Here is a 25839-nt window from a genome sequence, read left to right on the forward strand (position 1 = left end):
GAATTGGTAGACGCGCTGGATTTAGGTTCCAGTATCTTCGGATGTGAGAGTTCAAGTCTCTCTTTCCGCACCAAGTTCTCGATAAGAACTAAAATAATCAACCACCTTTGTTGGAGTATCGCCAAGCGGTAAGGCAGCGGGTTTTGATCCCGCCATTCCCAGGTTCAAATCCTGGTACTCCAGCCATCTCTTTATGAGATAGAATATGCGGAAGTGGCGGAATTGGTAGACGCGCTGGATTTAGGTTCCAGTATCTTCGGATGTGAGAGTTCAAGTCTCTCCTTCCGCACCATGTTCTTAAAGTTTGAACTAAAATAACTTTGACTACCTTTGTTGGAGTATCGCCAAGCGGTAAGGCAGCGGGTTTTGATCCCGCCATTCCCAGGTTCAAATCCTGGTACTCCAGCCAATTATCTACTATAGATAATTATTAAACATTGCGGAAGTGGCGGAATTGGTAGACGCGCTGGATTTAGGTTCCAGTATCTTCGGATGTGAGAGTTCAAGTCTCTCCTTCCGCACCATGTTTAAATACTCTCTCAAAATACCTCATCAAAAAATACTTTCTTAATATTCCAACGACTTCTTTATTATATTTTTATTCATACTTAGATTCTTCATTGAAGACAATTTTTACGCTTCATTTTGATATAAAAAAGGAAGCCTAATGCTCCCTTTTATCGCAGCCTTGTTTGGCACAGTTTAAAAACTGCCACCCATTGCATGTTTGAGGACTTCCCGCTTAATTGGCCCCGCTTTATTCGCCATTTTTAACGCAAGACTACGCAGCGACTTTAATGGCTTGATCTCATTTGAAAAGCCGAAATAGCAGGCATCCATCATGCTCATCATCAATAAATTATCTTTACGACGCATTTTTTCGTATTGATGCAATCTAGCAAGCTCACCAACATCGTCAAATCCCTGTAAACATCCGCCTAGCGCTGCCACATCTTTAAAGCCAAGGTTAACGCCCTGCCCCGCAAGTGGATTAATCGTATGGGCCGCATCTCCAACTAACACCAAACGCCCTTTGCTATATTGGTTGGCATGTTGGCGCGCAAGTGGAAATACCGCACTTCGTTCAACGGTAAAATCTCCCGGCAATTCAAAAAAGTGCTCCAGTATTTCTTGTTTTAACGCCTCATTAGATAAACCTTTTAAGCGTTTTAGTTCACTGCCATGGTGATACCAAATTAAATTGGCATAAGGTGCTTGCATAGGTAAAAATGCGATTGGACCTGTGGGTTTAAACTCTTGCCATGTTTTTACTTGTTGTGGGCCATCGAGCTTTATCAGAATCCCCATACAGTGCTGCTGGTACTGCCATCCCGTCACACCGATACCCGCAAGGCTTCGCAGCGCAGATCGTCCGCCATCTGCAGCAATGATTAAATCTGCACTAAAGCGTTGCTCAGGATAAACCAAATCAATGCTGCTAATATGTTGTTCAATGGCAACTGGTGCATCTTTTACCGTCACCACCTTGATATTGTTTTCTTCAAACTGTGCCCATAAAGAAGCTTGAATTATGCTGTTTTCAACCAAGTGGCCCAAATGAGATGTCGATACCTCTTCTCTGTCAAACAGCAGATGCTCACTACCATGCTCATACGCTTCTAATTGATGATAAGGCGCATTACGGCTAAGACGTATCAATGGCATGGCACCGAGTTTATCTAACAATGCTTCCGAAAAACGGTTGATCGCCGATACACGAATATCTACTTGCTCACCTTCGAGTATCGCTATCGGGTCTATGGGGTTATTTTCAATCACGGTGACCTGACATCCTTGACGGGCAAGCTCCACTGCCGCAGCTGCGCCAACCATGCCGCCACCGACTATCAACACGTTATTTTTCATAAATTTGCCTAAATTAGCTGGTGTATTTACATTGTATCTTAATTAGTGAGAAAAAGATCTCTTTGCATGATTGTAGTCGAATAATTACAGCCGTCCTTGATCCCTACTTTGAAAGATGAAATCTATACTTGGCTAGTGACTATAGGTCAGATAAAATACGCCTCTTTTTAAGCTATTTTAGTAAGTGTTTGCCAGTTGTAGGGGTATTTTATTAACTGGCAAGACGTTGTGCTGATCATCGAATTGAAAACGAGGCTTTATTTCAATGGGTAAAAAATTGCATATCAAAACCTGGGGCTGTCAAATGAATGAATATGACTCCCAGAAAATGGCGGATCTGCTTGATGCCACCAATGGCTATCAGCTGACAGAGGAAGCTGAACAGGCGGATGTGATCCTACTCAACACGTGTTCAATTCGAGAGAAGGCACAAGAGAAAGTATTTCATCAGCTGGGTCGCTGGAAGCTATTAAAAGAAGATAACCCAGATTTGGTTATCGGTGTGGGAGGCTGTGTTGCTTCTCAAGAAGGTGACACTATCCGTCAGCGTGCACCTTTTGTTGATATCGTATTCGGCCCTCAGACACTTCACCGCCTACCTGAAATGATTAAACAGGTTCAGAGCAAAGAAGGATCTGTCGTTGACATTTCTTTCCCTGAAATCGAAAAATTTGACCGTCTACCTGAACCGAAAGCTGAAGGCCCTAGTGCATTCGTATCGATCATGGAAGGCTGTTCTAAATACTGTACATTCTGCGTTGTGCCTTACACTCGTGGCGAAGAAGTAAGTCGTCCTCTTGACGATGTTATCTTAGAAGTTGCGCAGCTTGCGGAGCAAGGTGTACGTGAAGTAAACCTATTGGGACAAAACGTAAATGCATTTCGCGGTGAGATGCATGACGGTGAAGTATGCTACTTCTCTGATCTATTGCGTTACGTCGCAGCCATTGACGGTATTGACCGTATTCGTTATACGACTTCTCACCCGGTTGAGTTTACGCCAGACATCATCGAAGCTTACAAAGATGTGCCAGAGCTAGTAGATCACCTGCATCTACCTGTACAAAGTGGTTCGGACCGCGTACTTAACCTAATGAAGCGAGGCCACACCGCCCTTGAGTACAAGTCGACTATCCGTAAACTGCGTAAGATCCGTCCAAACCTAAGTATGAGTTCAGATTTCATCATTGGTTTCCCTGGCGAAAGCAAAGCAGACTTTGAAGAAACAATGAACCTTATCAACGCGATTGGCTTTGATATGAGCTTCAGCTTCATTTACTCAGCGCGCCCAGGAACCCCTGCGGCAGACTTGCCTGATGATGTACCTGAGCAAGAAAAGAAAGAGCGTCTTTATCTTTTACAAAACCGTATCAACCAAATGGCACAAGATATCAGCCGTAAGATGTTTGATACTGAGCAACGTATTTTGGTTGAAGGCCCTTCGAAAAAGAACCCAATGGAACTACGCGGACGTACAGAGAACAACCGTGTTGTGAACTTTGAAGGCCCACATTCAGTGATCGGTCAATTCGTTGATGTACGTATTACAGAGGCGCTACCTAACTCGCTACGTGGCGAGTTAATACGTACTGAGTCTGAAATGGACTTGCGCCGTGATGTTGCACCGTCAGATATCTTAAGCAGAGCGCCTTCAGAACCTGAAGCCAATGAGATTGGTGTTGCAACCTTTACACCATAGAACATCTGTTTTGCGCCAGCACTTTGCTGGCGCATTCAATCTTAGGAAGTCATTTTGAGCAATCAAGTAAAGAATATTGAGTTTTATCTAGAACCTGCCGACAATAACCGCCTCTCTTCTCTTTGTGGTCCTTTTGACGATAATCTAAAACAAATTGAACGCCGTCTAGGTGTCGAAGTCGCGCATAGAGACAATTGGTTTAAAGTCACAGGCAATCAAGTCACAGCCAAAGCCGCTGTGGATATTATAAAGTCTCTGTATGTTGATACTCAGCCAGTAAAAGGCAAAGCCAAAGACATTGAGCCTGATAATGTGCATTTGGCAATTACCGAAGCAAATTGCCTGGAACAAGATGCACCTAACGTTTGGGAAAAAGAGGTGTTTATCAAAACTCGCCGTGGTGTCGTCAAACCGCGCAACCCAAACCAAAGTCAATACGTCGCCAATATCCTAACTCATGACATTAGCTTTGGCATCGGCCCTGCTGGTACCGGTAAAACCTACCTCGCAGTCGCTGCCGCTGTAGATGCGTTGGAAAGACAAGAAATAAGGCGTATTCTTCTAACTCGACCAGCCGTCGAAGCTGGTGAGAAACTAGGCTTTTTACCCGGTGACCTAACTCAGAAAATTGATCCCTACTTACGCCCTCTTTATGACGCCTTATTTGAGATGCTTGGTTTCGAAAAAGTTGAACGCTTAATTGAAAAAAATGTCATAGAAGTAGCACCACTTGCCTACATGCGCGGTAGAACATTGAACGATGCCTTTATCATCCTAGATGAGAGCCAAAATACCACAACTGAACAAATGAAAATGTTCTTAACACGTATCGGTTTTAATTCAAAAGCCGTTATTACTGGTGATATTACCCAAGTTGACTTGCCGAGGGGCGCGCGTTCAGGTCTACGCCATGCAATTGAAGTACTCAGCAATGTCGATGAAATTTCATTTAACTTCTTTAAATCACATGATGTAGTTCGTCATCCAGTTGTGGCACGAATTGTGGAAGCATATGAAGCCAAAGAAGAGCAAGAGCGTCAAGAAAAAGTCGCGAAGCAAAAAGCGAGACAACAAATTGCTGAACAACAAGGCCCAGAGTCATGAGTGTTGATGTAGATTTGCAGCTGGCCTGCGAGTTTGACAATCTGCCCAATGAGGAACAATTTCAAAATTGGGCCGAAAAAGCACTTCTGCCGTATAGAGAATACGCGGAAGTCACAATACGTATCGCAGACGAAGCAGAGAGCCAAGAGTTAAACAGCCAATACCGAGGTAAAGACAAGTCAACCAATGTTTTGTCTTTCCCATTTGAAGCACCACCAGGTATTGAATTACCCTTGGTCGGTGACTTAATTATCTGTCCTCAGGTGGTTTTTCATGAGGCACAGGAGCAAGAGAAAACCTTCCATGATCATTTTGCACATATGGTCATACATGGGTGCTTGCATTTATTAGGCTTTGACCATATAAATGAACAAGACGCCATGGAAATGGAAAGTCTTGAAAAAGAATTCTTAGCCGATTTGGGCATAGCTGACCCTTATCGTGATGATATTAATTAATTGGAGTAAAGAACTACAATGAGCGACGATAACTCGCAAAGTAGCCAGGGTTCTTCTAGCAGAAACTGGCTGGGACGCATCACTCAGATGCTGCAAGGGGAACCCCAAAATAAAGAAGAGTTGGTAGAAGTCATTGCTGACGCTCAAGAACGAGCGCTTATCGACCCTGAGACCAAAGACATGATGGAAGGCGTATTGAGCGTTTCTGAGCTCAAAGTACGAGACATCATGATACCTCGATCTCAAATGATAACCCTCGATGTGGAGCAAGACTTAGAGTCGCAACTTCCTGCCATGGTTGAATCAAGTCACTCTCGCTTTCCTGTAGTGTGCGAAGACAAAGACCATGTAGAAGGTATTTTGCTAGCAAAAGATCTATTGCCTTTGATTTTGAAGCGCAATGGTACGCTACCAGCCATCAAAGAGTATTTACGTCCGGCAATTGTAGTCCCTGAAAGTAAACGTGTAGACACTTTACTCAACGAATTTAGACAAAAACGCTACCATATGGCAATTGTCATTGATGAATATGGTGGTGTCTCAGGTCTTGTTACCATTGAAGATATTCTCGAAACCATTGTAGGTGAAATTGAGGATGAACATGATGACGAGGATGAGCAACAAGATATTCGCCAGCTCTCAAAGCACGTATTTAATGTGCAAGCATTAACGCCTCTTGATGAGTTTAATGAATACTTTAAAACTGAATATGATACACAAGAAGCAGACACCATAGGTGGGATCATCTTACACGCATTTGGTCATATGCCGAGCAAAGGCGAAATTATTGATGTAGAACCACTGCAGTTTAAAGTAACAAACTCAGATAACCGCCGTATACTACAACTTCAGGTCACTGTTCCGAAAACAGAGCATGTTGAAGACACCGCTGAATAAGCTTATCTCACTCGTAAAAGATAAGTATGCATGGCTTGCGTTAAGCGCAGGCTGTGCCCTAACCTTTGCATATGCACCATTTGGCATTTGGCCATTAACCTTGCTGTGCCTCGCCATTGCCATTTACGTTACTGATCAACCAACTCCTAAAAAAGCGGCAAAATACGGCTTTCTTTTTGGTTTTGGGTGGTTTGCATTAGGTATTAGCTGGGTCCATGTATCTATCGCACAATTTGGCGGTTTGCCTATTTTTGCTTCCATTTTGGCGATGGCTTTACTGTGCGCCTATTTAGCAATTTATCCAGCTTTGGCATTTGCCTTTGCAGTTCGCTACGGTAAACAGCACTGGCAAAAATTAGCGCTCCTTATCAGTGGATTTGCAATCACAGAGTATCTAAGAGGTAGCTTGCTAACTGGCTTTCCATGGCTTAGTTTTGGCTATACGCTCACAGACTCCCCCCTTAACACACTTGCTCCTTGGATAGGAGAGTTTGGCCTGACCTTAATATGTGTTGCTTTGAGCTATGCACTTTACTGGTTGGTTCGTTATCAGCGCTACAAAGCAGTTGCCGCCACCCTGCTTCCTATCGCACTGCTGTATTTGATCACTACACAAACTTCAGATACACGTTATAGTGGCCAACAGCTCAAAACGCTGTTAGTACAGGGAAATATTGCCCAAAGCTTGCGCTGGGAGCCCGAACAGTTTTGGCCTACTATGTCTAAATACCAAGATATGACTCGTCCAAATTGGACGGATGTTGACTTGGTTGTTTGGCCAGAAGCTGCTATCCCAGAAATAGAAGATTATGCTTTCGATTATCTGATTAATTTGGACAAAGCGGCTGCGTTTAATAATACCGCCTTAATTACAGGTATTCCTGATTATCAGTTTGCCACACGCAATGTATATAACACCCTCATTGTATTGGGCAAAGAACAAAGAGAAGATAGCGAAGGACAATATCGCTACCTCCACCGTAACCGCTATCAAAAGCATCAATTGCTCCCCATTGGTGAGTTTGTTCCTTTCGAAGATTTGCTCAGACCATTGGCTCCTTTGTTTGATTTACCAATGTCCTCCTTCTCGCGTGGAGATGCAGTGCAGAATAATTTGATCGCAAATGGCATTCACGTTTTACCAACCATTTGTTATGAAATTGCTTTTAGTGAGCTGGTGCGTGGCAACTATACCCATGATTCAGACATATTATTTACCGTCAGCAATGATGCGTGGTTTGGCGATTCTCATGGCCCACACCAACATATGCAAATTGCAAGAATGCGTGCACTGGAACTGCAAAGACCTCTTGTCAGGGTGACCAATAATGGTATCAGTGGCGTCTATGACCCAATCTCAAATCAGCAGATTACGATCCCGCAATTTACTAGCGATATACTCAGCACAGAATTAAAACTGATATCCGGCCATAGTTTTTTTAGTAAACACGGACATATGCCAGTATGGATATTTGTCGGTCTACTTTTACTCCTAGTAGGCGCAGTTAACAGCAAAAGTTATATCTCATCCAAAATGGAAAAGGCATTTTTTTAATGCCTTTTCCATTTGCCTCATTCTGGTGCAAGTTTAGAAACAAAGCCCCTAAATAGCGCAAAACTCCCCACTGAAAAACCAGTAAGCGCCTGAAAATATAGACTTTTAATTCTTGGCACTGTTCTTTCATATACCTAGCTTTAATATGAAAGCAGGAAGTCAGTCATGGACGCGTCCCAAATTAAGTACAGCAGTGCTCTCAGGCATGCAGTGGACTTGGTTCATAAACATGGTTTTAGTATCAGTGATACTGCTACATCGTGTCAGATCTCTAAACAGGCTCTATACCGAGCCGTGCGTGCACACAACACCCCACCGAATACACAGCTCGATAAACTAATTAAAAAGAAAGAAAAATTGCAACAGCAGCTGCGAGCGTTAGAAATTGAAATTAACCAACTTACTATCCAGAAATAAGATGATCACAACCAAACAATTACACTATATTGATGATAATACACAAAACCAACTCTCAATATTATTGCAGGCATGTATAGAAACAGGCGCTTCACTGGGCTTTTACCAATCTGCAGATAAACTCGCTTTGAGCGATTATTGGCAATCTGTCAGCACTGAAGTGAATGCTGGCGATCGACAACTTTATGCGCTTTATCATCATCAAGAATTAGTCGCCACTGTACAGCTCGCTCTGTGCTCTAAGCAAAATGGTCGCCACCGCGCTGAAGTAGCAAAGTTGCTCGTACACCCTCGTATGCAGCGCAAAGGGTTCGCAACCATATTGATGAAATATATGGAGCAGCAAGCCTCTCTCAACACACTTTCTTTACTCGTATTAGATACTCAAAGTGGCGACAAAGCTGAGCAGTTTTATCAAGCTATTGGTTATACCAAAGTCGGTCAGATCCCAAATTATGTTTCTGATATCAATGGCCAGCTTCATAGCACAAGCTATTACTATAAATACCTTGCAACCACAAACGTATCGCGCTTTGTAAATAAAATGCAAATGAAATAAGGTCGACACAATTTATTCATCATGGACGATTATTCTTTAATGGCCGCCTTTGGCAGTCAGTAAAATTAAGGAAGAAACAATGAAAACTCGCACTGCAAGCGCGCTGGTGAGTTTATGTATTTTGAGTGGTACATTTAAAACACATGCAAAAGTGTTCACCTGTTCTGGTATTGTCACAAACGTGATTTCTAAATATGATCAATTTGAGGTTCGATACAAAAGTGCTCAAACAGGTGAGCAAATGGCACCCATTTGGATTTATGAAACACACGCTTATTTACTCGGCCCTGTTTTAAAAGCCATAGAAGCTGGTAAAAAATTTAACACAGAATATATGCTGGTTTTAGAAAATAGAGCGAGTGACGATATACTTTGTATGGCAGGTCATGCGCTCATTGCAATTACTAAAAAATAAAGTGCATCAAATGGGCTCGCATAATACTAAGTACTTTTAGTGCACAGATTGCACTGTGCGGCTTTTTTGGCGTATTTTCTAATTATTTATGCAATTTTACAACTTGACTGTGCTAGCTAACAAGATTGATAGTTACGCGTCGTACATCAGCTTACTGCTCACAATAGCAATAAAAACCCCGACAATATAAAATACGTCTATGACACTTACTTGCCATTGCAAGACTATTTCTATCTCACCAGCTTTCTCTTTCTTTTTTATCTTTCTCCAAAAGTGATAACCAGCCAACACATTCAATAGAAAGAATACTAAATAATCAAATAAACGGTTCGATGTGTTTGATATTGAATGATAGACTCGGAGAATAAAAAAGGCGCATACAACATTATAAATGCAGTTTAATATTGAAAATAAAATAAAAAATATCGTTACATAATATCCCACTTTATGCTCAATTGGGACAAACACCAGCAAGAGTAAAAAAGCCAACACTGAAATAGGCAGAATGTACAACGACGCGACGACCGACTTGGAAACTTTTATTTTTGGAAGCATCTCTAATCTTCTCTCAACTGATAAACTAATACCAACCGATATTAGCTCAGTCACAAGTAATTGGACAGATAAGTCCCAAGGCAGCCAAAATGCTCATTACAGCTGCCTTCTCACAACTTATTACAATACAACCAATTGCGAATATCAGCGAGAAATTAACTACAACACCTAACTCTTATTGCGGCACTGATTATCAGTGGCTGATATAAAAGGTCGTAGAAACCCAGTTCAAGCCCAGTTACTTCCCACCAGCTAAATCGATAAATGTGCCAGTCGCATAGGAAGCGTCATCGCTTAATAACCACACTACAGCGTTTGCGACTTCTTGTGCCGTGCCACCGCGCCGCAGTGGTAATAGCTCAGCAACTCTATCGACCCTGTCAGGCTCACCACCATCAGCATGGATATCAGTATAGATACAACCGGGACGTACACAGTTTACACGAATGCCCTCTTGAGCAAGCTCTAACGACAAACCTTTGGTAAAGCTGTCTATTGCCCCTTTTGCAGCAGCATAGTCAACGTATTCATTTGCCCCACCGAGATAAGACGCCGCAGAAGAGACATTCACAATTGCACACCTGTTTACTTGTTTAGACTGGCGTATATGCTTTATCGCCTCACGCGCACAAATAAAATACGGCGTGACATTTTGCGTCAGCATCCAATTAATACGCTCTGCGCTCATTTCTTCTACGCGCATTTGTGTTTGCAACACCCCAGCGTTATTAACGAGGTGTGTTACCAGTCCCAAACGCATTTGAATCGCTTTGAACATATCAACGACTTGCTGCTCATCACTCACATCTGCCTGAAAAAGTTCTGCTTTACCACCAGCAGATAGGATCTCTTTTCTTACCTGCTCAGCAGCTTGGTGATTTGATTTATAGTTAATGGCAACAACATACCCTTTCGCTGCCAAACTTTTTGCACTCGCAGCGCCAATACCGCGACTTCCCCCGGTGATCAATACAACTTTCATTTGCTCTCCTTAAGTAAAAAAGGCTGCGCCCCTCATTAATTACCTAATCTATAAACTAACCAAACAACCTGAGTCAATAAAATTGCGTCAACTCAAAGGGTTCTGTCCATTCACTAAGTAGATCTATGATCATAGTTTTTGCCCGTATTCCTCTCCTTTGCTCACAAAAAAGCACGGCTTACATGCCGTGCTTTTCGATGATAATAGAAGGTCAACACAAATTTAATAGTGCTTTTTTTGCTCTTGTTATGCCTTTTTAAACATCTTTAACAACTTGATATTTAAACAGTCTTCTAAGCGCGTAATGTAAGCAATACATTTGTGTCTGTTCTAATCTATTCTCTAGACTGCTTATTTAATCTTTTAATATTTGAGACTCTAAACGCTCCCACTTATATGGGTCTACCTTCATAATTTGACCAAACTTTCTTATTGCATCTAATTGCTCTCTCGAAATTGGCTTTTTCATTTCAAAAAAGATAGCGCAAATAGTTTCTAGTGCTAGTTTGTTTTCATTAACTTGTATGAAATCCCATACTTCATCTAATTCTTCTTCAGTAAAACTAGTCTGGAACATCTCCAATAGCAAAGTCATTTTTTCTATCATAATTCACTCCAAATATATAGATTATTTGTTTTGTTCTCTGGGAGGGTTCTTAGGTATTTTCTTATCATTAGGGTAAGCGGTAATAATTTTACCATTCTCTTGCTCATTTCCAATGATAACCTCAATCTTAATACCTTTTCTTTTTCCTCTATATTTCCATCTACCTTCCCTCGCGGGTACTACAGAGCTAGGGGCAGTAGCTACATCAGAAATCACCTCCATCACTTCTTCATCAGTCCAATCTGATGGAAATTCTGATTTCCCTGGCGTATTTCGACCCGGCCCATGTCCTCCTCCCAATTCATCACCATCTAAAATATGTTTAGTAGCTTCTTCATCTGCAAGATTAGTATACTCACCATCTTCATTTGATACGTCTTCATCAACCTGATTGTTAGACTCCTTGTATGCATTTATAGCTTCTGAACCTGCATAGCCTGCTAATGTCGCAGCACCCACGTAGCCTAAAGTTTTACCAACTGCGATTTTACCAACTGCAGCTGTGACGGTTTTACTAATTGCGGCTATAGCAGGTGGAACAAGCGGAGCTAAGGCAATGGCAAATTGACCATCAGGATCGATATAACTCTGAGGGTTGTTTCGGCTATAGCTATATGTTGAAAACAACTGAGGTTGAACAAACCGGTTTGGCAGTGCAAAAATCGGATCTGGCGAGATAAACTGACCATGGACACTGCTGAGGTAACGCTGCTCAAAGTAACCAAGGCCTGATATTTCATCAAACTCTTTGCCGGTAAAACGGTATGGTGTGATAGCATCATTGCCTAAGCTAACCGTTTGATTACCATATGGGTCATAGTTGATGGCACTGGTCACTCGACCGCTGGTATCAAGACTCAACTCAGTTGATGCGAGGTGATTGGTCAGGTAGTACTGTTCACTTTGGTATGCACCAGATGACTGACGTGATAAAGCTATGCGTTTACCGTTGAGCGTCACGTACTTGTATAACTGACCATGCCTAAACTCGATGTCTCTGTCGACATAAACAACGGTATTCGTTAGGCCATCAGCCGCTTTACTGTACTTAAATAAGCGCAGGTTGGCATGATCATAGCCAAACTCTAACTGACCTTTGTCTGCACTGACAGATGTGAGGCGGTTTTCCCTGTCCCACGCATAGCGCGTTGCGCCATCGGTTAATCGATTACCTACAGGATCGTAGCTCAGCGATGAGGCCTTGCCTTGCACGGTGAGATGAGTGAGGGCATTGGGGCCACCCGCTTCAGTTGCAGCACGACCATTACGATGCCATGCCGTTTGCGCATGTGTTCCGCCGCCATACATATAAGTGGTTTGCTCACCACCTTGCATTAAACCAATCAAGCTTTTTGCTGATTGTATAGACTGTGTACTTGCACTGACTCTATTACCAATCAAGTCATAGCGATAGTCGTAACTAACACCACCTACTTGGCCGTTTATCAAACGATACCAATCATCATAAATAAAGTTGGCAGAGGTATTGAGGCCGCTCATCATGGTTGACGATACACCTAGATGTTCAGCAATTTTAGCCAATGATTGGCTGTCTCTGAGGTCATCAATTTGCGTTATATTGCCGGCACTATCGTGGTGATAACCCATTTTTTGATAGGTTAAGCCATCTTTTTCGCTTTGCAGCTGAGTCAAACGCAAGGCATCATCATACTGGTAGGTGCCAAGTACGCCGTTATTCAATTGGTATTGTTGTGGCATACCAGCAGCGTTGTATTCAATGCTACCGGCAACGCCAGATACAGACTGAATCAAACTACGTACATTGTACTGATAGGTAAGTCGCGTGTTATCTGGGTAGGTAAAAGCACTTAAACGATTGGCTGCGTCATATTCATAGCCCATTTGATATTGGCTAGTTTGTCCAGATGGTAGCTTAATCGACTTATTAAGCTGCGCTACTTGACCACGCGCGGTGTAACTGTGTGTTTGGCTACCAAAGGGGTGGATAATCGACTTCAAACGGCCAGAAGATGCCTCTGTACTGCCATAATACGCATACTGCGTATGTGCCGATAACTTGCTAAAGTCAATACTTGGCGCCCAGTCACTTGCGTGCGGTAAAGCCTGCTTAGCTAAATGATAGCTTGCCACCTGACGACCAAGACCATCCACTTGATACGCAACTGGTAAGCCTCGGGCATCGAGTGTCGCCAGTAGCGTATCGGCTTGATATGCATACCACTTTTGACCTCGGTTCGGGTCGTTCACATAGGTTAAGCGTCCTGCTTGGTCATAGACCATTGAACGCACATTGTTTTGTGGGTCGATATACTGAGTTAAATTACCCTGTAAGTCATAGTTATAGCGAGTCTGCCATGAATTCAATGACGATAATTGACCATCGGCTGATACAGCGACCGTTTCATCTACTTGACGTAATCGTCCCTGCTGACCATTGAATGCATCAAAGGTTAAACGTGTTGCAACGCCAAAATGTGCACTGGTTGGGTCTGTTTGTTCTGCATCAAGGTGTAGTTCGGCAAAAGGGGTGTACGTAACGGTTGCATACGCATTCACGCCTTGGCCATTTTTAAAATTGTGTGTGAGTTTGATCACTCGGCCTAGTGCATCGTAATGGAACTGCTCATTGGCGGATTTAGACTCGAGTTGATAGTCATACCCTGTTGCAAAATAAGGGAGGTAGTTCGCTACAATTGAGCCTCGCCCGTTGTATTGAACGCGATCACTGACAACAACTTGTCCGCTGCGCTCACTGTCAGAACGTACCATCAATCGACGGCTATAACCGTCTAAATAAGTATAGCTGTTATGATATTGTGTACTACCCGCTTTATGCCTTGCATGTACCCAATTATGTGCTCCACTACCGATGTGATAACTAAATTCAGAAGAGGGTGATAGCGTGCTGTCTCCGGGTTTAATGACTTTGGTTAAACGCCCCAATGCATCATATTCGAACACAGAGCGCTGCTTATCATAATGTTGATACCCTGTAATGACCCCTAACGATAAGTCATACTCTGCTGTTGCTGTTAACGTATCTGTTCCTGTATTCAGGTCAATTTGAGTCACATAGGTGTTTAAGCTGGCATCATAACTGAGTTTAGTTTCATGTCCCGGCTGTCGTCCCCATAAAGGGCCATATACATTGCTCACTTGACCATATTGATTATGCTTTTGTCTAACCGTGTCGATATAGCCATTCGGGCTTTGAGTATTAAACCATTGACGAGCTTGAGTCATTAGTCCACGAGACAATGCCCCCTGTTGTGCCGAAAAGCTTTCATCGTCATAAAACCACTGCTTTTTAGAGACCACATTACCTAAGGCGTCCGTGATCACCGTCTGGGTCGGTAAATTCACCATTCCCTTGTGAACAGCGGCACCAAGTTGTGCACTGTACTCATTGTAAATAATGCGTGCATCTTGCCATTGTCCGTCTTGACGACCAGACTGCTCGATATAAATGACGTTACCAAATGCGTCATAATCGAACTTTTCACTCACAGTAACGGCGGCACCACTGCCTTTTTCTTGGCGAGTCTGAGTCGACGCTACCATAGCCGCAAACTGCACTGAGCGCTCATCACCTGCACCACCTTGACGCCAAGTTCGAGGTTCAAAAGTAAAATGCTGGCTATCAAATACTCCATGCTTATCTTGTCGAACAAGCTCTGTCATATTGCCCGACAGCACTTCATGGACATCCCCGACATCAAATAGAGCAATGCTTTCTTGTGCTGTTTGGTTGGTGCTTTCAGGCAACGTTGTCGTGATTTGTTTAAAGCCTCTAAAGGCTTTGTCTGGTGCATAATAATAACTATCTTGATAGTTAAACACCTGCTGGGATACGGTCCCAGAGACACTGTCGCGAGTTGAAATGGCCGACACCACTGGCATTGAAATAGGGCTGCTACTCTGCCATGCTTTCCCCGCCTGTTTCGCCTGATACATATACTGCGCGATTGATTGATACTGTAACTCAGTGGTCAACCCCATACCGTTGTCCACTTTGGTCAAGATATTGGCTGGTTGCTCGGAAAAAAGGTCAACAAAGTAAACCGTATTAACGGCCCCTGAACTTAACTGCCAAACAATGTCGGTGCTGCCATTGCCATTCATATCAGCTAAATCTACGCTAATGTTTCTTGCCGTTGTGGGCGAGTCAACATCATAACTATTTGTAAATGCAGCTGAGCTGGCATTTTGCGTGCTAATGCCTTTATTAAGCCAAATACTTGCACGCATACCCGCAGCATGAACCAAATCGGCTTTGCCATCGGCATTCATATCAATGAGTTGAACATTATCTAAATTGAAAAGCCTTGGTGAGTTGGTGAATGCCACAGGCTCCCCAAAACCACCGAGTCCTCGGTTAGGAAAGTAACGTACGCCTGCATTAACGATTGCCACTAAATCAGGTAAGCCATCTCCATTCATATCAGCGAAGCGGATGTTGTTATCCCCAAACTCATACCCACTTGCATGCGAATGCAATGGCAGTGTCTTCGGCTCACTCCAGCCGTCCTCTAGGTTGAGCTGTGCAATATGACTCAACACGCGTCCCCGACTTGAATGGGCATATAAGACATCGGTACGCTTATCATTATTGATATCAATCAGAATGGTATTGCTATTATTTAGCTGATAATACAGACCATTTAGGCTGAACGATGTCTGCCAATTATTCGCTTCATCCAGCTCTTGAACTAACGTATCGCGCTGTCGACCGATCAATAAGTCCGTTTTACCGTCTCCATTCATATCGGCTAAATGAACACTGTCATCTGTCAGTCGATAACCCGATGTGATAGTCATATTTTTATAATTATCCCATACAGGTTTACCAGTTTGATCTGTTCCCTGATTTATCCAATATGCGTGGCGTCTCACTCCGGTGTTAATTACATCAACCAGGCCATCACTATTAAGGTCAACAAAACCCGCATTGTCATTCCAAAACGGAAGTGATTTTGCACTCTCCAGAGACTGTACTTGATAACTGCCTGGGTACTCACCGTATTCAAAGCTGATGGTCGGTTGACTCAACTGCCTGTCACCAGAGAGCGTCGTAAACGATTTCAACCGTGACTGCGGGTGCCAATCGGTGCTCGGGTGATAATTGAGCTCATAATGAGAAACTGCACTACTTTGTACCTGTGTAGAGATGCGCTTGAGCCGGTAATTCATGATAAGCGCAAACCCAGGTTTATAATTAACCACCGCATCTTCACGGCGCTCATAATCCAGTGATACCTGTACTTCATTTGCGCTATAACGAAGTCGCGTAGGATAAACCGTTGCGCTGCTATCTAAACTTTGATAATCAATGTCAATCGTATTACCAGAGGTGTCAGAAATTTTATCCAAATGCCACGCAAATGTTTTTCCATCGCCCTGTGTACGTGACTGCACTGATGTACCAAATTGCCACTGGCTGCCATCCGGTAAAGTTACTCGCCAACCGTCATTGGTCAATTCATATATTGAAGGGTCGCCAGATAGCTTTGCTTGATAGCGCTGTTCGCCTAAGTGCACCAGTTCTGAACCATCAGATAATACAAAGCGACTACTTGAAGCTTGATAGTCAGGCAGCCCTTTATCTGTTTGGTGTCTGATGGACGGAATTGACAACTGGTGACCGATGCCCACCAAACCATTACCAAATCCGGCGTTGTAATCGATACTTAATTCAGGGGTTAACCCACCTCGGCCAGTAGGCAATCCAATGGGTAATTTAAAGCCGCCGCTTCCTTGGTTTCCCGAGATAGAATAGAGCTCACCAAGGCCAAATTGCTTACCCGGCCCCTGAGGTAAATTGATATGTGTTTGCTGTATTGCACTGTTATCTATGGCCCATGCCGAAAAACATGTGCTCACTAACGACAAACTCACAAATGCCAGCTTGTTAAAGCGTTTCATAAAAAGTTCCTGTTTTTAAGAAAAATGGCTGCATTAAATGCAGCCATTGAATTTCGAAGTGAGATTAAAGCTCGTTAGGTTTTACCTGATAGGGACCTTTATTGGTCTCAATCCAGATTCCTTCATCGGAAGCATTTCCAAGTAACGAACTATGCATCAACCTGCCCATTACCTCTGTAGTTCCAAACGTAGAAGGCAATAGATCTGAACACGTTGTTGGGAAGGATCTCGGCGTGTGAGTATGATTAAATTCAAGTTCAATATCATAAATGTCTGAAATTGTTATACCCGAATTAGCAAGGTCAAGCGTCAAGACCCATGCCGTCGCCGCTATATTTTGCTCATTAAAGCTATTGATCAACGGCTTAACTTCGTGTCTTTCAGCGTCTATCGATGCCTGAGCCTGACCAAAGATTTTGTTTCCATCAACTTTTAACTTGCCATTACTACCAATATCCCATCCGTGTATTGGTAGATACTCAAACTCATTTTGTAATCTTAATAGCCCTTTTTCGAATACATATGTGCCTAGGTGCGGCGTTCTGCGGACAGATTGCCCACCCATCGACAGTGTATAATTAAGCGTGCCATAGAAACGCGCTGAATAAGTGATAACATTGACCGATATCGACTGAATTTTATTCAGGTGATTTCCGCCGTTTGCAGGACAGTTATACCACTCAAATCCAGGCGGTAGCGGGTTGAAAATAAACTGAGGAGCAGCAAATGCCGCATCGAAAGTTTTCGCTGTGCTAAAACCTATTTTGAGTGCTTCAGTGCGGTTACCAGAGTTACCACCAGGCTCCCCTCCAACTTGGATAGCACTCTTGGCTAATCGCCTCTCAAATGCCTCCTCTGAAGTACAAGGTGCACAGTCTATGCCGGGTGTAGAATCAATAACATCATTTCTCTGCTCGCCGTAGCCAAAACCATGCCTTTTCATTGAGTAGTAACTCTTAGATGACACAAGCGCCTGATTATTCTCGTTGTGGTCATCAGAAATTAGCCTGTAAAATGCCGTTGATAGATCTGAGGCATGCTGAGCCCGCATCACTTGAATTTCTCTTTCGGTATATTTCGGACGCGGTGTCGAAGCAGTACCAGAAAAAGATTGATTATCAATCATCTCAGCGGTTACAGAGCGATTCCACTTATTATTGTATGCCAGTGCCGTGTAGAACACCCACTCTTGAGCATGCGTAAATGTATTTTCCATTTCTAGCATCGCTTTGGACAAACGCTTAGCGTGAATAGGATCAGCCCCATATCGTCCAGACAGACTACTTTGCAGTTGCTGCATTTGCGAGATCAACCATGCCGCTTGTCTGTATGTACCAATGAATCTTTCCGTTTCATGCTCAAGGCTTAATTCAGCTTGTGCTACGTTCAGCTCCAGTGTTTTCATATCAAGCCATAAGGTTTCAATACGCCTTGACTGCTCAGCATCTAACAATGCTAAAGTAGTGTCATTAATTTTAACACGCTCTTCAGCACTTAAACGTGCACTTTGCGCTAACAGCTCGCCTTCTTTCTTGATGTAGCGCATATTGGCTCTATGAGAAACCATTTCACCAACTGCATTGGTCACACCTTCAATTGCTGAAGCATATCCTTGTGCCCCTCCCAAGAAAGAGGTGCCTATACTGCTAATTGCTTTAAACATAGATACTTTATGTCTTGAACGCTCAGCTTCTGCCCTGATTTTAGCCAGCTGCTGTTGGATTGAAGCATGCTCTTCTCCATAGTGGAGTAAAATACTCGACACTTCGTGAACACCTTCTTTTTGTGCAAGGATACTTTCAAGCTCCAGATGAATTGTACCTTTTTGAAATATATGGGTATAAGGTACGCCATCTTCTGTCGACTTTTGCGCTGCAATAGCGGCACATGTTTCCTCATTGAGTATTTCATTCTGTGGAGAATCGTAAGTAATCCGCCCAGTTGCGCCATTCGTCAATTCACAAGAACCAACTCTTTGACGTAACTGAGAAATGGCGCGATCCAAGTTTAAACTAGCTGCATCAATATTTTGCTGCTGCCAAGACAATTGACTACCCTCTGTCGGCTTGTTTTCAACAAAGCACCTTTCTCCGTCAATAATACAATTTTGCGAACGTAGCTCCCAGCCTAATAGCTGCTTCAACTGGTGGTTGTATTGATCAAACTTGTCGTCATAAGTTGTTGCGATTGTCGATAGGTTGTGATTAAACGCATCGTAACTGTTGTGAGCCGTAGTATATGCAGTTTCAGCTCGCGTAACTAAATCAGGCACCAACCCCTTGCTTAAATAATCAAATGTCGACTTCTCATTGTGGTTGTGTAACACAGGGAATGCACCAAATGGCAAGCCCATCAAGTTAGTCTCACCTTTGAGCCAAGAGAGCAGGTTATCTAAGCGCGTATTAGCCGATACAAACTTTCCGTGCGCGATGGGCAGTTCATCTATATCAGAGCCACTGGTGATGACGTCACCAAATAACGCTTTAAGTGTGTTATCGATAACTTGTACGTCGCTGCGAAGGGTATTAAGTTCATGTACGTATTCCGCGTAGTAAGCTTCCCCCAAATGGCCAGAGATCATGCGCGACCGAGTATGTTGATAGAAAGTATCAAGTTTCTGTGCCATTACGTTGTACACCATAACGACATCTTTATAGCCACTAAATAATACAGTTTCAGGCGCTGTGCTTAGCTCACCATTCGCCAATCGACGCTTCACTTCACGAATTTCACCTTCGCTATATACTGGTCTAGCCAAACTGCCATCCCAATAACGAGGGGAACGTTTACCTCTATTGGCAGAATAAGCTAGTAGCCTTTGTGCATAGTCAGATCCGCTACCAGCAAGCAAGCTACGATAACGCGTAAATGCGCTATCTACTGCACTCTCGGCATTGGCTAGCTCCCTTTCGACGTCTATTGCATTCGAGAAAGCTAAATTTGCACCTCTCGCATAATCCAAATATTGGTTTGATAAGATAAGGTCCGCTTCAGCTGTATCATGGATCACATCGAGCCAAAGTAGATTAACAACTTCGTCATTGACAAATTGAGGTAACCCTTTCATGTATTCTAATTCAGCTTTAACATCATCAGCTCGAGTGCGCTCTGCATTACCCCACAAATTCGTAAAACTCACAGTATTCTTGCCGTTAATCGCGCTGTTAACCAACTGTTTAGTTTGAGTGTCACGTTCAAACAATTTTGTCTGATATCTAAATGCAGCTAACTCTCTGTCATACATTCCAGCAGCAGGGTTTTCTTGCTGATCAGCTTCTTCCCAATATAAACGTTTACGAAGCAAGTATGTCTCGTCGCGTTTATTGGTTACTTTGACCGCAACCATGTCAGATAGCGCTGTATGACCATTTTTTTCGTTGTAAGCGTGTAGCCTAAACCAGTGGTCGCCCAACGGTAAGCTTTCATCTGATGACCAACTACATTCTGATTTTGCTTCACTACACACAAAATCAATGGATGTATTATTGATTGACAACATGTAGCCAGCTACTGAACTAACTTTAGGCCAAGTTACCTTAAATGGTTCAAATACTGTACTTGGAGCTAAGATAACCGGTGTTTTTGGCTTAGTTGGTTTCTCTACTTTCGTGATGATGTTAACTTCTTGCCACGCACCGCAGGATGTGCGACATGCGCGTACTTTAAAGGTATAGTCGCCATCCTGAGTAAGCGCTACCACTTTAGTTGTACCATTAACAGTAACTATGGAAGATTCCACACCGTCTTTTATGTAGACAAACTGATAAGTGACCCCTTCTCCTGCATTGTTCCACTCCAGCGTGATAGAGTTATCTGTGACCACTGCTGCGCCATTGTATATTGGGTAACTTTTAACCACAGGTATAAACATAGTGATCCCAGAGGACTTTATGGGCACTAGGAGCTCTTTGTTCTGGAGGCCTAACGACACACTATTTGGCGGTAATTCAACCTTAAAACTCACCGCAGAATTATATCCAGAGCAAAGCCCGTCTATATTACAAGCTCGTACTTTATAGCTATAATTTTGTGCATCTTGTAAACCGCTGACATCCAATGTGGTAGCAGTGTATTTTTTATCCGATCCACTTAGTTGGTAGTAAACATCAAAACCAACTGAATTTGCAGCTGCAGACACACGACTCCAACTCAGCCTAGTATTACCAGTAGGTAATATGCCATTAATGAGCCCTGATGCTGATATATTAGAAGGCATACCCGGCGCTAAATACTGTACCGTACCTGATACTGTTGAATAAGGGCTACATGACTCTACACCTCTATCTGAGCGGCAGCCTTTTAGTCGAATACTGTACGAGCCAGCCGATGTCAGGCTAATTGTATGAGAACCATTTGAAATATCAGTTGACCCTGCATCTACCCATGCGTTACTACCAAGCTTCTTCTGTATTTTTATATCGGTGGCGCCTTCAAAATCGATTGTGCTGCCAGACGTGCGCCAATTTACGTCGACATTTCCCTTGTATGTTTTTGTAGTTGATAGAGTTCCTGTTCCACCACCAAGCACATGGGTAGTCTGACAATATGATGAGAGTGTTTTATCTTTGAATTTGGTGTTTGATGCACCACTTTCCCAACCAACCTTGCCTGTGCGCTCTAAACAAAAAGTATATGTACCTGGTGTTGCAGCTGTAAAAGTGCGCTCTTTTATAGTAGGCAAAGAACCATAGTTATGATTTTCTTGAGCTCCATGCGCTTGCACATCTCCATCGGGGTGCTTTATTGTTAACTGATACTTGGTTGAAGGCCTGTGTGTATAGTGATAGGTAATACCGGCTTGTTCTTCACTAGTGTTTTCCGGTAATCGGGCAACAGTCCATTTATAAGGGATCTGTGCACCCTTTGCGTAGTACGTATTTAAAGTGCTTACGTCGGCTGGTGTTAGTGTACAGTCTTCTGACCATAAATTAACCCCAGTGTCTTCGTAACTTTCTTTTTTACAATATGCTAATAAATCAGGTGAGAGTACGCCCCCCACCAACAATAATAGCCCATTTAATTTATACTTCATTGCTATATCATCTCCTTTTTTCGCAATTAAAGTGCTTTGGTATAACCACCTTTTCATTACTAATAACTACATAATAAAAAGGTAAAAAACCTGATTAACCATTAACAAAAATAGCATACCAAAAAGAGGGACGACAAAACAATTGAGCAGAAAATCCCACAATTAAATAAAACTAAATAAAATAAATTGAAACGTAAATAAAACTAATAACAATCATTTAAAAATTAAAGTCAGTGCATTTAAAACACATGAAAAAAAACGAAAAACAACATTAAAATACAGGTTATTAAAACAATAATTACATGCAAAATTAATATTTTAATAGGAACAATAAAAAAGGAGCTTCTCAGCTCCTTTTAGTAACTTTACTTTTAATTAGTCTATAAACTTTGTTGGTGCCGGTGGCACGGTTAGTTTCTTTTTAGGGTTGTCTTCAAGTTCTTTTAGTAGCTCTTTAACTGCGCGTTCAACTGATGGATCTTGACCTGCTTGGATAAGTTCAGGACGATCTATCACTTCAATGTCAGGGACTACCCCTTCATTTTCAATGATCCAGTTACCATCATTATCCAGTATACGGAACGTTGCAGCGATCACTTGACCACCATCCACAAGTCTTGGATTACCTGAGATACCAATTAAGCCACCCCATGTACGTGTACCAATTAACTTACCCAATCCAGCTTGACGGAAGTAATAAGGAATTGCATCACCACCTGAACTTGAATAGCCATTGATCAGCATGGCTTTTGGTCCATCATGCGCAAATTGTGGCGTTTTTGTTGGCGTGACACCACGACGTTTCCAATAGTTAAGCGGTTTTCGCGCTAGCCAAGTGATCACATGTTCTGGAATAAAACCACCACCGTTGTAACGATCATCAATGATCATCGCTTCTTTCGTTGTTTGTGGCATAAAGTTCTTAAACATCGAACGGTTACCTTCGTAGGCAGTATTTGGCAAGTGCACATACCCAATTCGACCACCTGATAACTGCTCAACATAGGCTTTACGTGATTCAACCCACTGTAAATAACGTAAACCGGTTTCGCTCTTCACAGGCTTAACCGTGATTTTCCAGCTATCTTCAAAGCTCGCTGACTTACTCAAGATAAGTTCAACTTGTTCGCCCTGAGTATTTTCCAACAGCTCATAGAAGTTGCTGACTTCATTTACATTTCGACCATTCACAGCCAAAATGAAATCACCTTCGCTGGCGCGCACACCTGTTTCGTTTAATGGAGAACGGAAATCTTCATGCCAGTTTTCACCTTTAAAGATGTGCTTAATCGTCACGAAACCTGAACGGTGGCTTGCCACTTCAGCACCAAGTAGGCCATGTTTTTTACGCTCGCCTTTTGGCTCATCACCAGACTGAACATAAATGTGGCCAGCATTGATTTCACCAGCAATTTCACTCAGTACATAATCAATATCTGTGCGATGTGCTGCAGCGTCGGCCATAGGCTGGTAACGCTTCAGCAGTGCATCCCAATCTTGTCCATGATGGTTTTCGTCGTAGAACCAGTCACGTAGAGTGCGCCAACCTTCTGTATACATTTGCGACCACTCTACACGCGGATCGATCTTCAAATTCATCTTGCTAAGATCTAGCTGATTCGCTTTTAAATCCTGCTTAGCCTTTGGCTTGATCACACTATACTTAGTGCCCGCGCGTGCAATGATATGCTCACGATTTGCCGAGACCTTATACGCGCTGACACCTTTAGCAACCGTACTGACTTTGCCATCAGCTTTGTTTTCGACCAACTTAAGTGCGCCACCACTTAGCGTAAGTACGCCGCCTTTAACACCCGTCAGTTCACGGTAGTTACCAGCTGGGGCTGGAAGTGAAACCACCCGCGCCATAAAACCATCAACTTGAATATGAGTATCTAATTCAGGTTTGTCCTTACTCGACTTTTCATCACTCACTATCGATGTTTCGTCGCTTTGCGGCGCATTAATTGGCTTAATGCTGTCATTCACCGCAACCGAATAAATACGTGTTGCGCGGTTAAACAAGTAGGCAAATTCGTATGAGCTAAATGCTAAGTTATAATCACGCTCAGAGGTGAAATAAATATATTGACCATCATCAGAGAACGTCGGGTTAGCTTCTGAGGTCATCTCATCCGTTAAACGGTTTAGCTTTTTGCTATCCACATTGTAATGCCAAAGTGATGAGTAGCGGTTTTCATTGTTTTTAACAAAAACGATGTCTTTACTATTTGGCGACCAGGTATATTGTGTGATCCCATCATCGTCGTGAAGGCCACGATCTACTTGGTGTAATTTGCCACTTTCGACATCTAACCACCATACAATATGGTCTTTGTCAGCAAACAAAAGCTTGCTATTGTCCGGTGACCAAATTGGATCAAAGCGCCAAATCGTGCCGTTGTCTGTCAGTTGTTTTACCGCATTATTGTTGGCGCGATCTTTCAGGTAGATCTCATATTCACCAGTTACATCGCTTAAATAAGCAATATAGCGGGCATTAGGTGACCAAGTTGCAGCTATTTCACGGCCCACTGGCGTGTGTGATAAATTACGCGTGGGTCCATTTTTAACAGGCACAGAGAAAATCTCACCACGGGCGGTAAATACGGCGCGCTTACCATCGTGAGAAACGTCCATGGAGTCGATGAATTTACTGACATTTTTAGTGTAAGGCAGTGCTGATTTTCGTACGCCACCAACATTAATTGTCAGCTTTTCTGTCATTTTATTTGCTTCATTGAAGCGATATAAATAACCACCGTTTTCATACACAATTGAGTCTGGACCAGCAGATGGCCACAAGACATCAAACTCTTTGTGATCAGTCATTTTAACAGGCTTTTTGCCTTCACGATATTTGTAAAGATTCAGCGTGTAATCTCTATCAGATACAAAGTAAATGCTGTCGTTTACCCAAGTTGGCTGCTGATCTGTTGCTCGGTGTGTTGTCAGCTGCTTGGAAGTATTTTTTTCTAAATCATATACCCATACATCTTGCGCACGACCGCCGCGCGAGCGCTTCCAAGTACGGAATTCACGGTCAATTGGCGTGTATACAAACTTGCTGCCGTCACCAGATAGCATGCCGCCGCCACCTTCTGGGATCGCAAGCGGCTGCTCTAAACCACCTTCAACTGGTACCATATAAGGGCGACCCATACGTTTACCCCATGGTGTGCGATTAGCGCGGAACACAATATGTTTACCATCTGGCGTCCAGTCTAAAACACGATAATCAAAACCGCCACGCGGTGGCATCGGGCCAACATCGTTGTAGTAAGTAAGCTGTTTTAAGCCTGAACCATCGCGGTTAATCACATATATCTGACGGCTACCATTGTACTCTGCGGCAAATGCAATTTTTTCGCCGTCAGGTGAAAACTTAGGGAAAGTTTCAAATCCAATATGATCCGTCAAACGCGTGCTTTGACCTGTATTGGTATTGGCCACGTAGATATCGCCAGAGTAAACAAAAGTTACGTGCTCTTTGTGAATATCAGGAAAGCGTAATAAACGGGTATCTTCAGTGCTGTAGGCGCTCGCCATAGGGCTGGCAAGAGGCCCAAGCACAGCAGCCATCGCTGCAAACAAGTGCTTAATTTTCATTATTATCTCGTATATATATTTGACTGTTACATGATAACAATTTCACTCATAAAGTCAGGTTGATGCGACAAAAAGCACAAAAATACCCGTCAATTAGAGCATAATAATTGTCACATAATGTAAATTGATGAATATATGGCTCGCAGTATCCACTGCGAGCCAACTGTATTTGAGATGCGA

14 protein-coding genes and 4 tRNA genes are annotated in these 25839 nt (G+C 42.9%); 12 read left to right on the plus strand and 6 right to left on the minus strand.

The genetic code is table 11. The features are described from left to right. Positions 1–111: 111 nt before the first annotated feature. The 4 genes from MHN81_RS03755 (at position 112) to MHN81_RS03770 (ending at position 524) form a co-directional block, all read left to right on the plus strand. Positions 112–186 (plus strand) — tRNA-Gln (locus MHN81_RS03755). A 21-nt stretch (positions 187–207) separates the two neighbouring features. Next, positions 208–292 (plus strand) — tRNA-Leu (locus tag MHN81_RS03760). Between the two features lie 42 nt (positions 293–334). After that, positions 335–409: transfer RNA gene (locus MHN81_RS03765), tRNA-Gln, on the plus strand. 30 nt (positions 410–439) lie between these two features. Beyond that, a tRNA-Leu gene (locus tag MHN81_RS03770) sits at positions 440–524 on the plus strand. 178 nt (positions 525–702) lie between these two features. Here the strand turns inward: MHN81_RS03770 and MHN81_RS03775 are convergent. After that, the gene (locus MHN81_RS03775; RefSeq protein WP_023398938.1) at positions 703–1866 is read right to left on the minus strand and encodes an FAD-dependent oxidoreductase; all 1164 of its coding nucleotides are present in this window, start codon (positions 1864–1866) and stop codon (positions 703–705) included. A gap of 265 nt (positions 1867–2131) precedes the next feature. Here MHN81_RS03775 and miaB point away from each other — a divergent pair, with 265 nt between their 5' ends. The 8 genes from miaB (at position 2132) to MHN81_RS03815 (ending at position 8970) form a co-directional block, all read left to right on the plus strand. Next, positions 2132–3565 carry a tRNA (N6-isopentenyl adenosine(37)-C2)-methylthiotransferase MiaB gene (gene miaB / locus MHN81_RS03780; protein ID WP_023398937.1) on the plus strand — a complete coding sequence of 478 codons (1434 nt, stop codon included), beginning with the start codon at positions 2132–2134 and terminating at the stop codon, positions 3563–3565. A gap of 54 nt (positions 3566–3619) precedes the next feature. After that, positions 3620–4669 carry a PhoH family protein gene (locus MHN81_RS03785; RefSeq protein ID WP_023398936.1) on the plus strand — a complete coding sequence of 350 codons (1050 nt, stop codon included), beginning with the start codon at positions 3620–3622 and terminating at the stop codon, positions 4667–4669. Then, positions 4666–5127: an rRNA maturation RNase YbeY gene (gene ybeY, locus MHN81_RS03790; RefSeq protein WP_239425055.1), complete on the plus strand. Its 462-nt coding sequence runs from the start codon at positions 4666–4668 to the stop codon at positions 5125–5127. Before MHN81_RS03785 ends, ybeY begins: the two co-directional genes overlap by 4 nt. Positions 5128–5145: 18 nt before the next feature. Next, on the plus strand, positions 5146–6024 hold the full coding sequence (gene corC, locus MHN81_RS03795) for a CNNM family magnesium/cobalt transport protein CorC (RefSeq protein ID WP_023398934.1): 879 nt from the start codon (positions 5146–5148) through the stop codon (positions 6022–6024). Beyond that, positions 6002–7579, plus strand: a complete 1578-nt coding sequence (lnt, locus tag MHN81_RS03800) for an apolipoprotein N-acyltransferase (RefSeq protein WP_239425056.1) — start codon at positions 6002–6004, stop codon at positions 7577–7579. The genes corC and lnt overlap by 23 nt, the downstream gene beginning before the upstream one ends. 165 nt (positions 7580–7744) lie before the next feature. Then, a complete protein-coding gene (locus tag MHN81_RS03805; RefSeq protein WP_239425057.1) occupies positions 7745–7996 on the plus strand; it encodes a hypothetical protein in 252 nt (83 codons plus the stop codon). A 1-nt stretch (position 7997) separates the two neighbouring features. Beyond that, positions 7998–8555 carry a GNAT family N-acetyltransferase gene (locus tag MHN81_RS03810; RefSeq protein WP_052027371.1) on the plus strand — a complete coding sequence of 186 codons (558 nt, stop codon included), beginning with the start codon at positions 7998–8000 and terminating at the stop codon, positions 8553–8555. A gap of 79 nt (positions 8556–8634) precedes the next feature. Next, the gene (locus MHN81_RS03815) at positions 8635–8970 is read left to right on the plus strand and encodes a hypothetical protein (protein ID WP_023398930.1); all 336 of its coding nucleotides are present in this window, start codon (positions 8635–8637) and stop codon (positions 8968–8970) included. 793 nt (positions 8971–9763) lie between these two features. On the opposite strand, the gene MHN81_RS03820 is transcribed toward MHN81_RS03815, so the two are convergent. From MHN81_RS03820 to MHN81_RS03840, 5 genes are all read right to left on the minus strand, one after another. After that, positions 9764–10507, minus strand: coding sequence for an SDR family oxidoreductase (locus MHN81_RS03820; RefSeq protein WP_239425058.1), 744 nt, complete (start codon positions 10505–10507; stop codon positions 9764–9766). Between the two features lie 355 nt (positions 10508–10862). Continuing rightward, the gene (locus tag MHN81_RS03825) at positions 10863–11114 is read right to left on the minus strand and encodes a MafI family immunity protein (RefSeq protein WP_239425059.1); all 252 of its coding nucleotides are present in this window, start codon (positions 11112–11114) and stop codon (positions 10863–10865) included. A gap of 21 nt (positions 11115–11135) precedes the next feature. Continuing rightward, positions 11136–17018, minus strand: a complete 5883-nt coding sequence (locus MHN81_RS03830) for a toxin TcdB middle/N-terminal domain-containing protein (protein WP_239425060.1) — start codon at positions 17016–17018, stop codon at positions 11136–11138. A gap of 64 nt (positions 17019–17082) precedes the next feature. After that, positions 17083–22050 carry a fibronectin type III domain-containing protein gene (locus tag MHN81_RS03835; protein ID WP_239425061.1) on the minus strand — a complete coding sequence of 1656 codons (4968 nt, stop codon included), beginning with the start codon at positions 22048–22050 and terminating at the stop codon, positions 17083–17085. A 375-nt stretch (positions 22051–22425) separates the two neighbouring features. Beyond that, complete coding sequence (locus tag MHN81_RS03840) at positions 22426–25659, minus strand: S41 family peptidase (RefSeq protein ID WP_023398919.1); 3234 nt, start codon at positions 25657–25659, stop codon at positions 22426–22428. Positions 25660–25839 lie beyond the last annotated feature (180 nt).

Origin of the sequence: Pseudoalteromonas sp. Of7M-16, assembly GCF_022347805.1 — a bacterium.
Taxonomy (GTDB): domain Bacteria; phylum Pseudomonadota; class Gammaproteobacteria; order Enterobacterales; family Alteromonadaceae; genus Pseudoalteromonas; species Pseudoalteromonas luteoviolacea_F.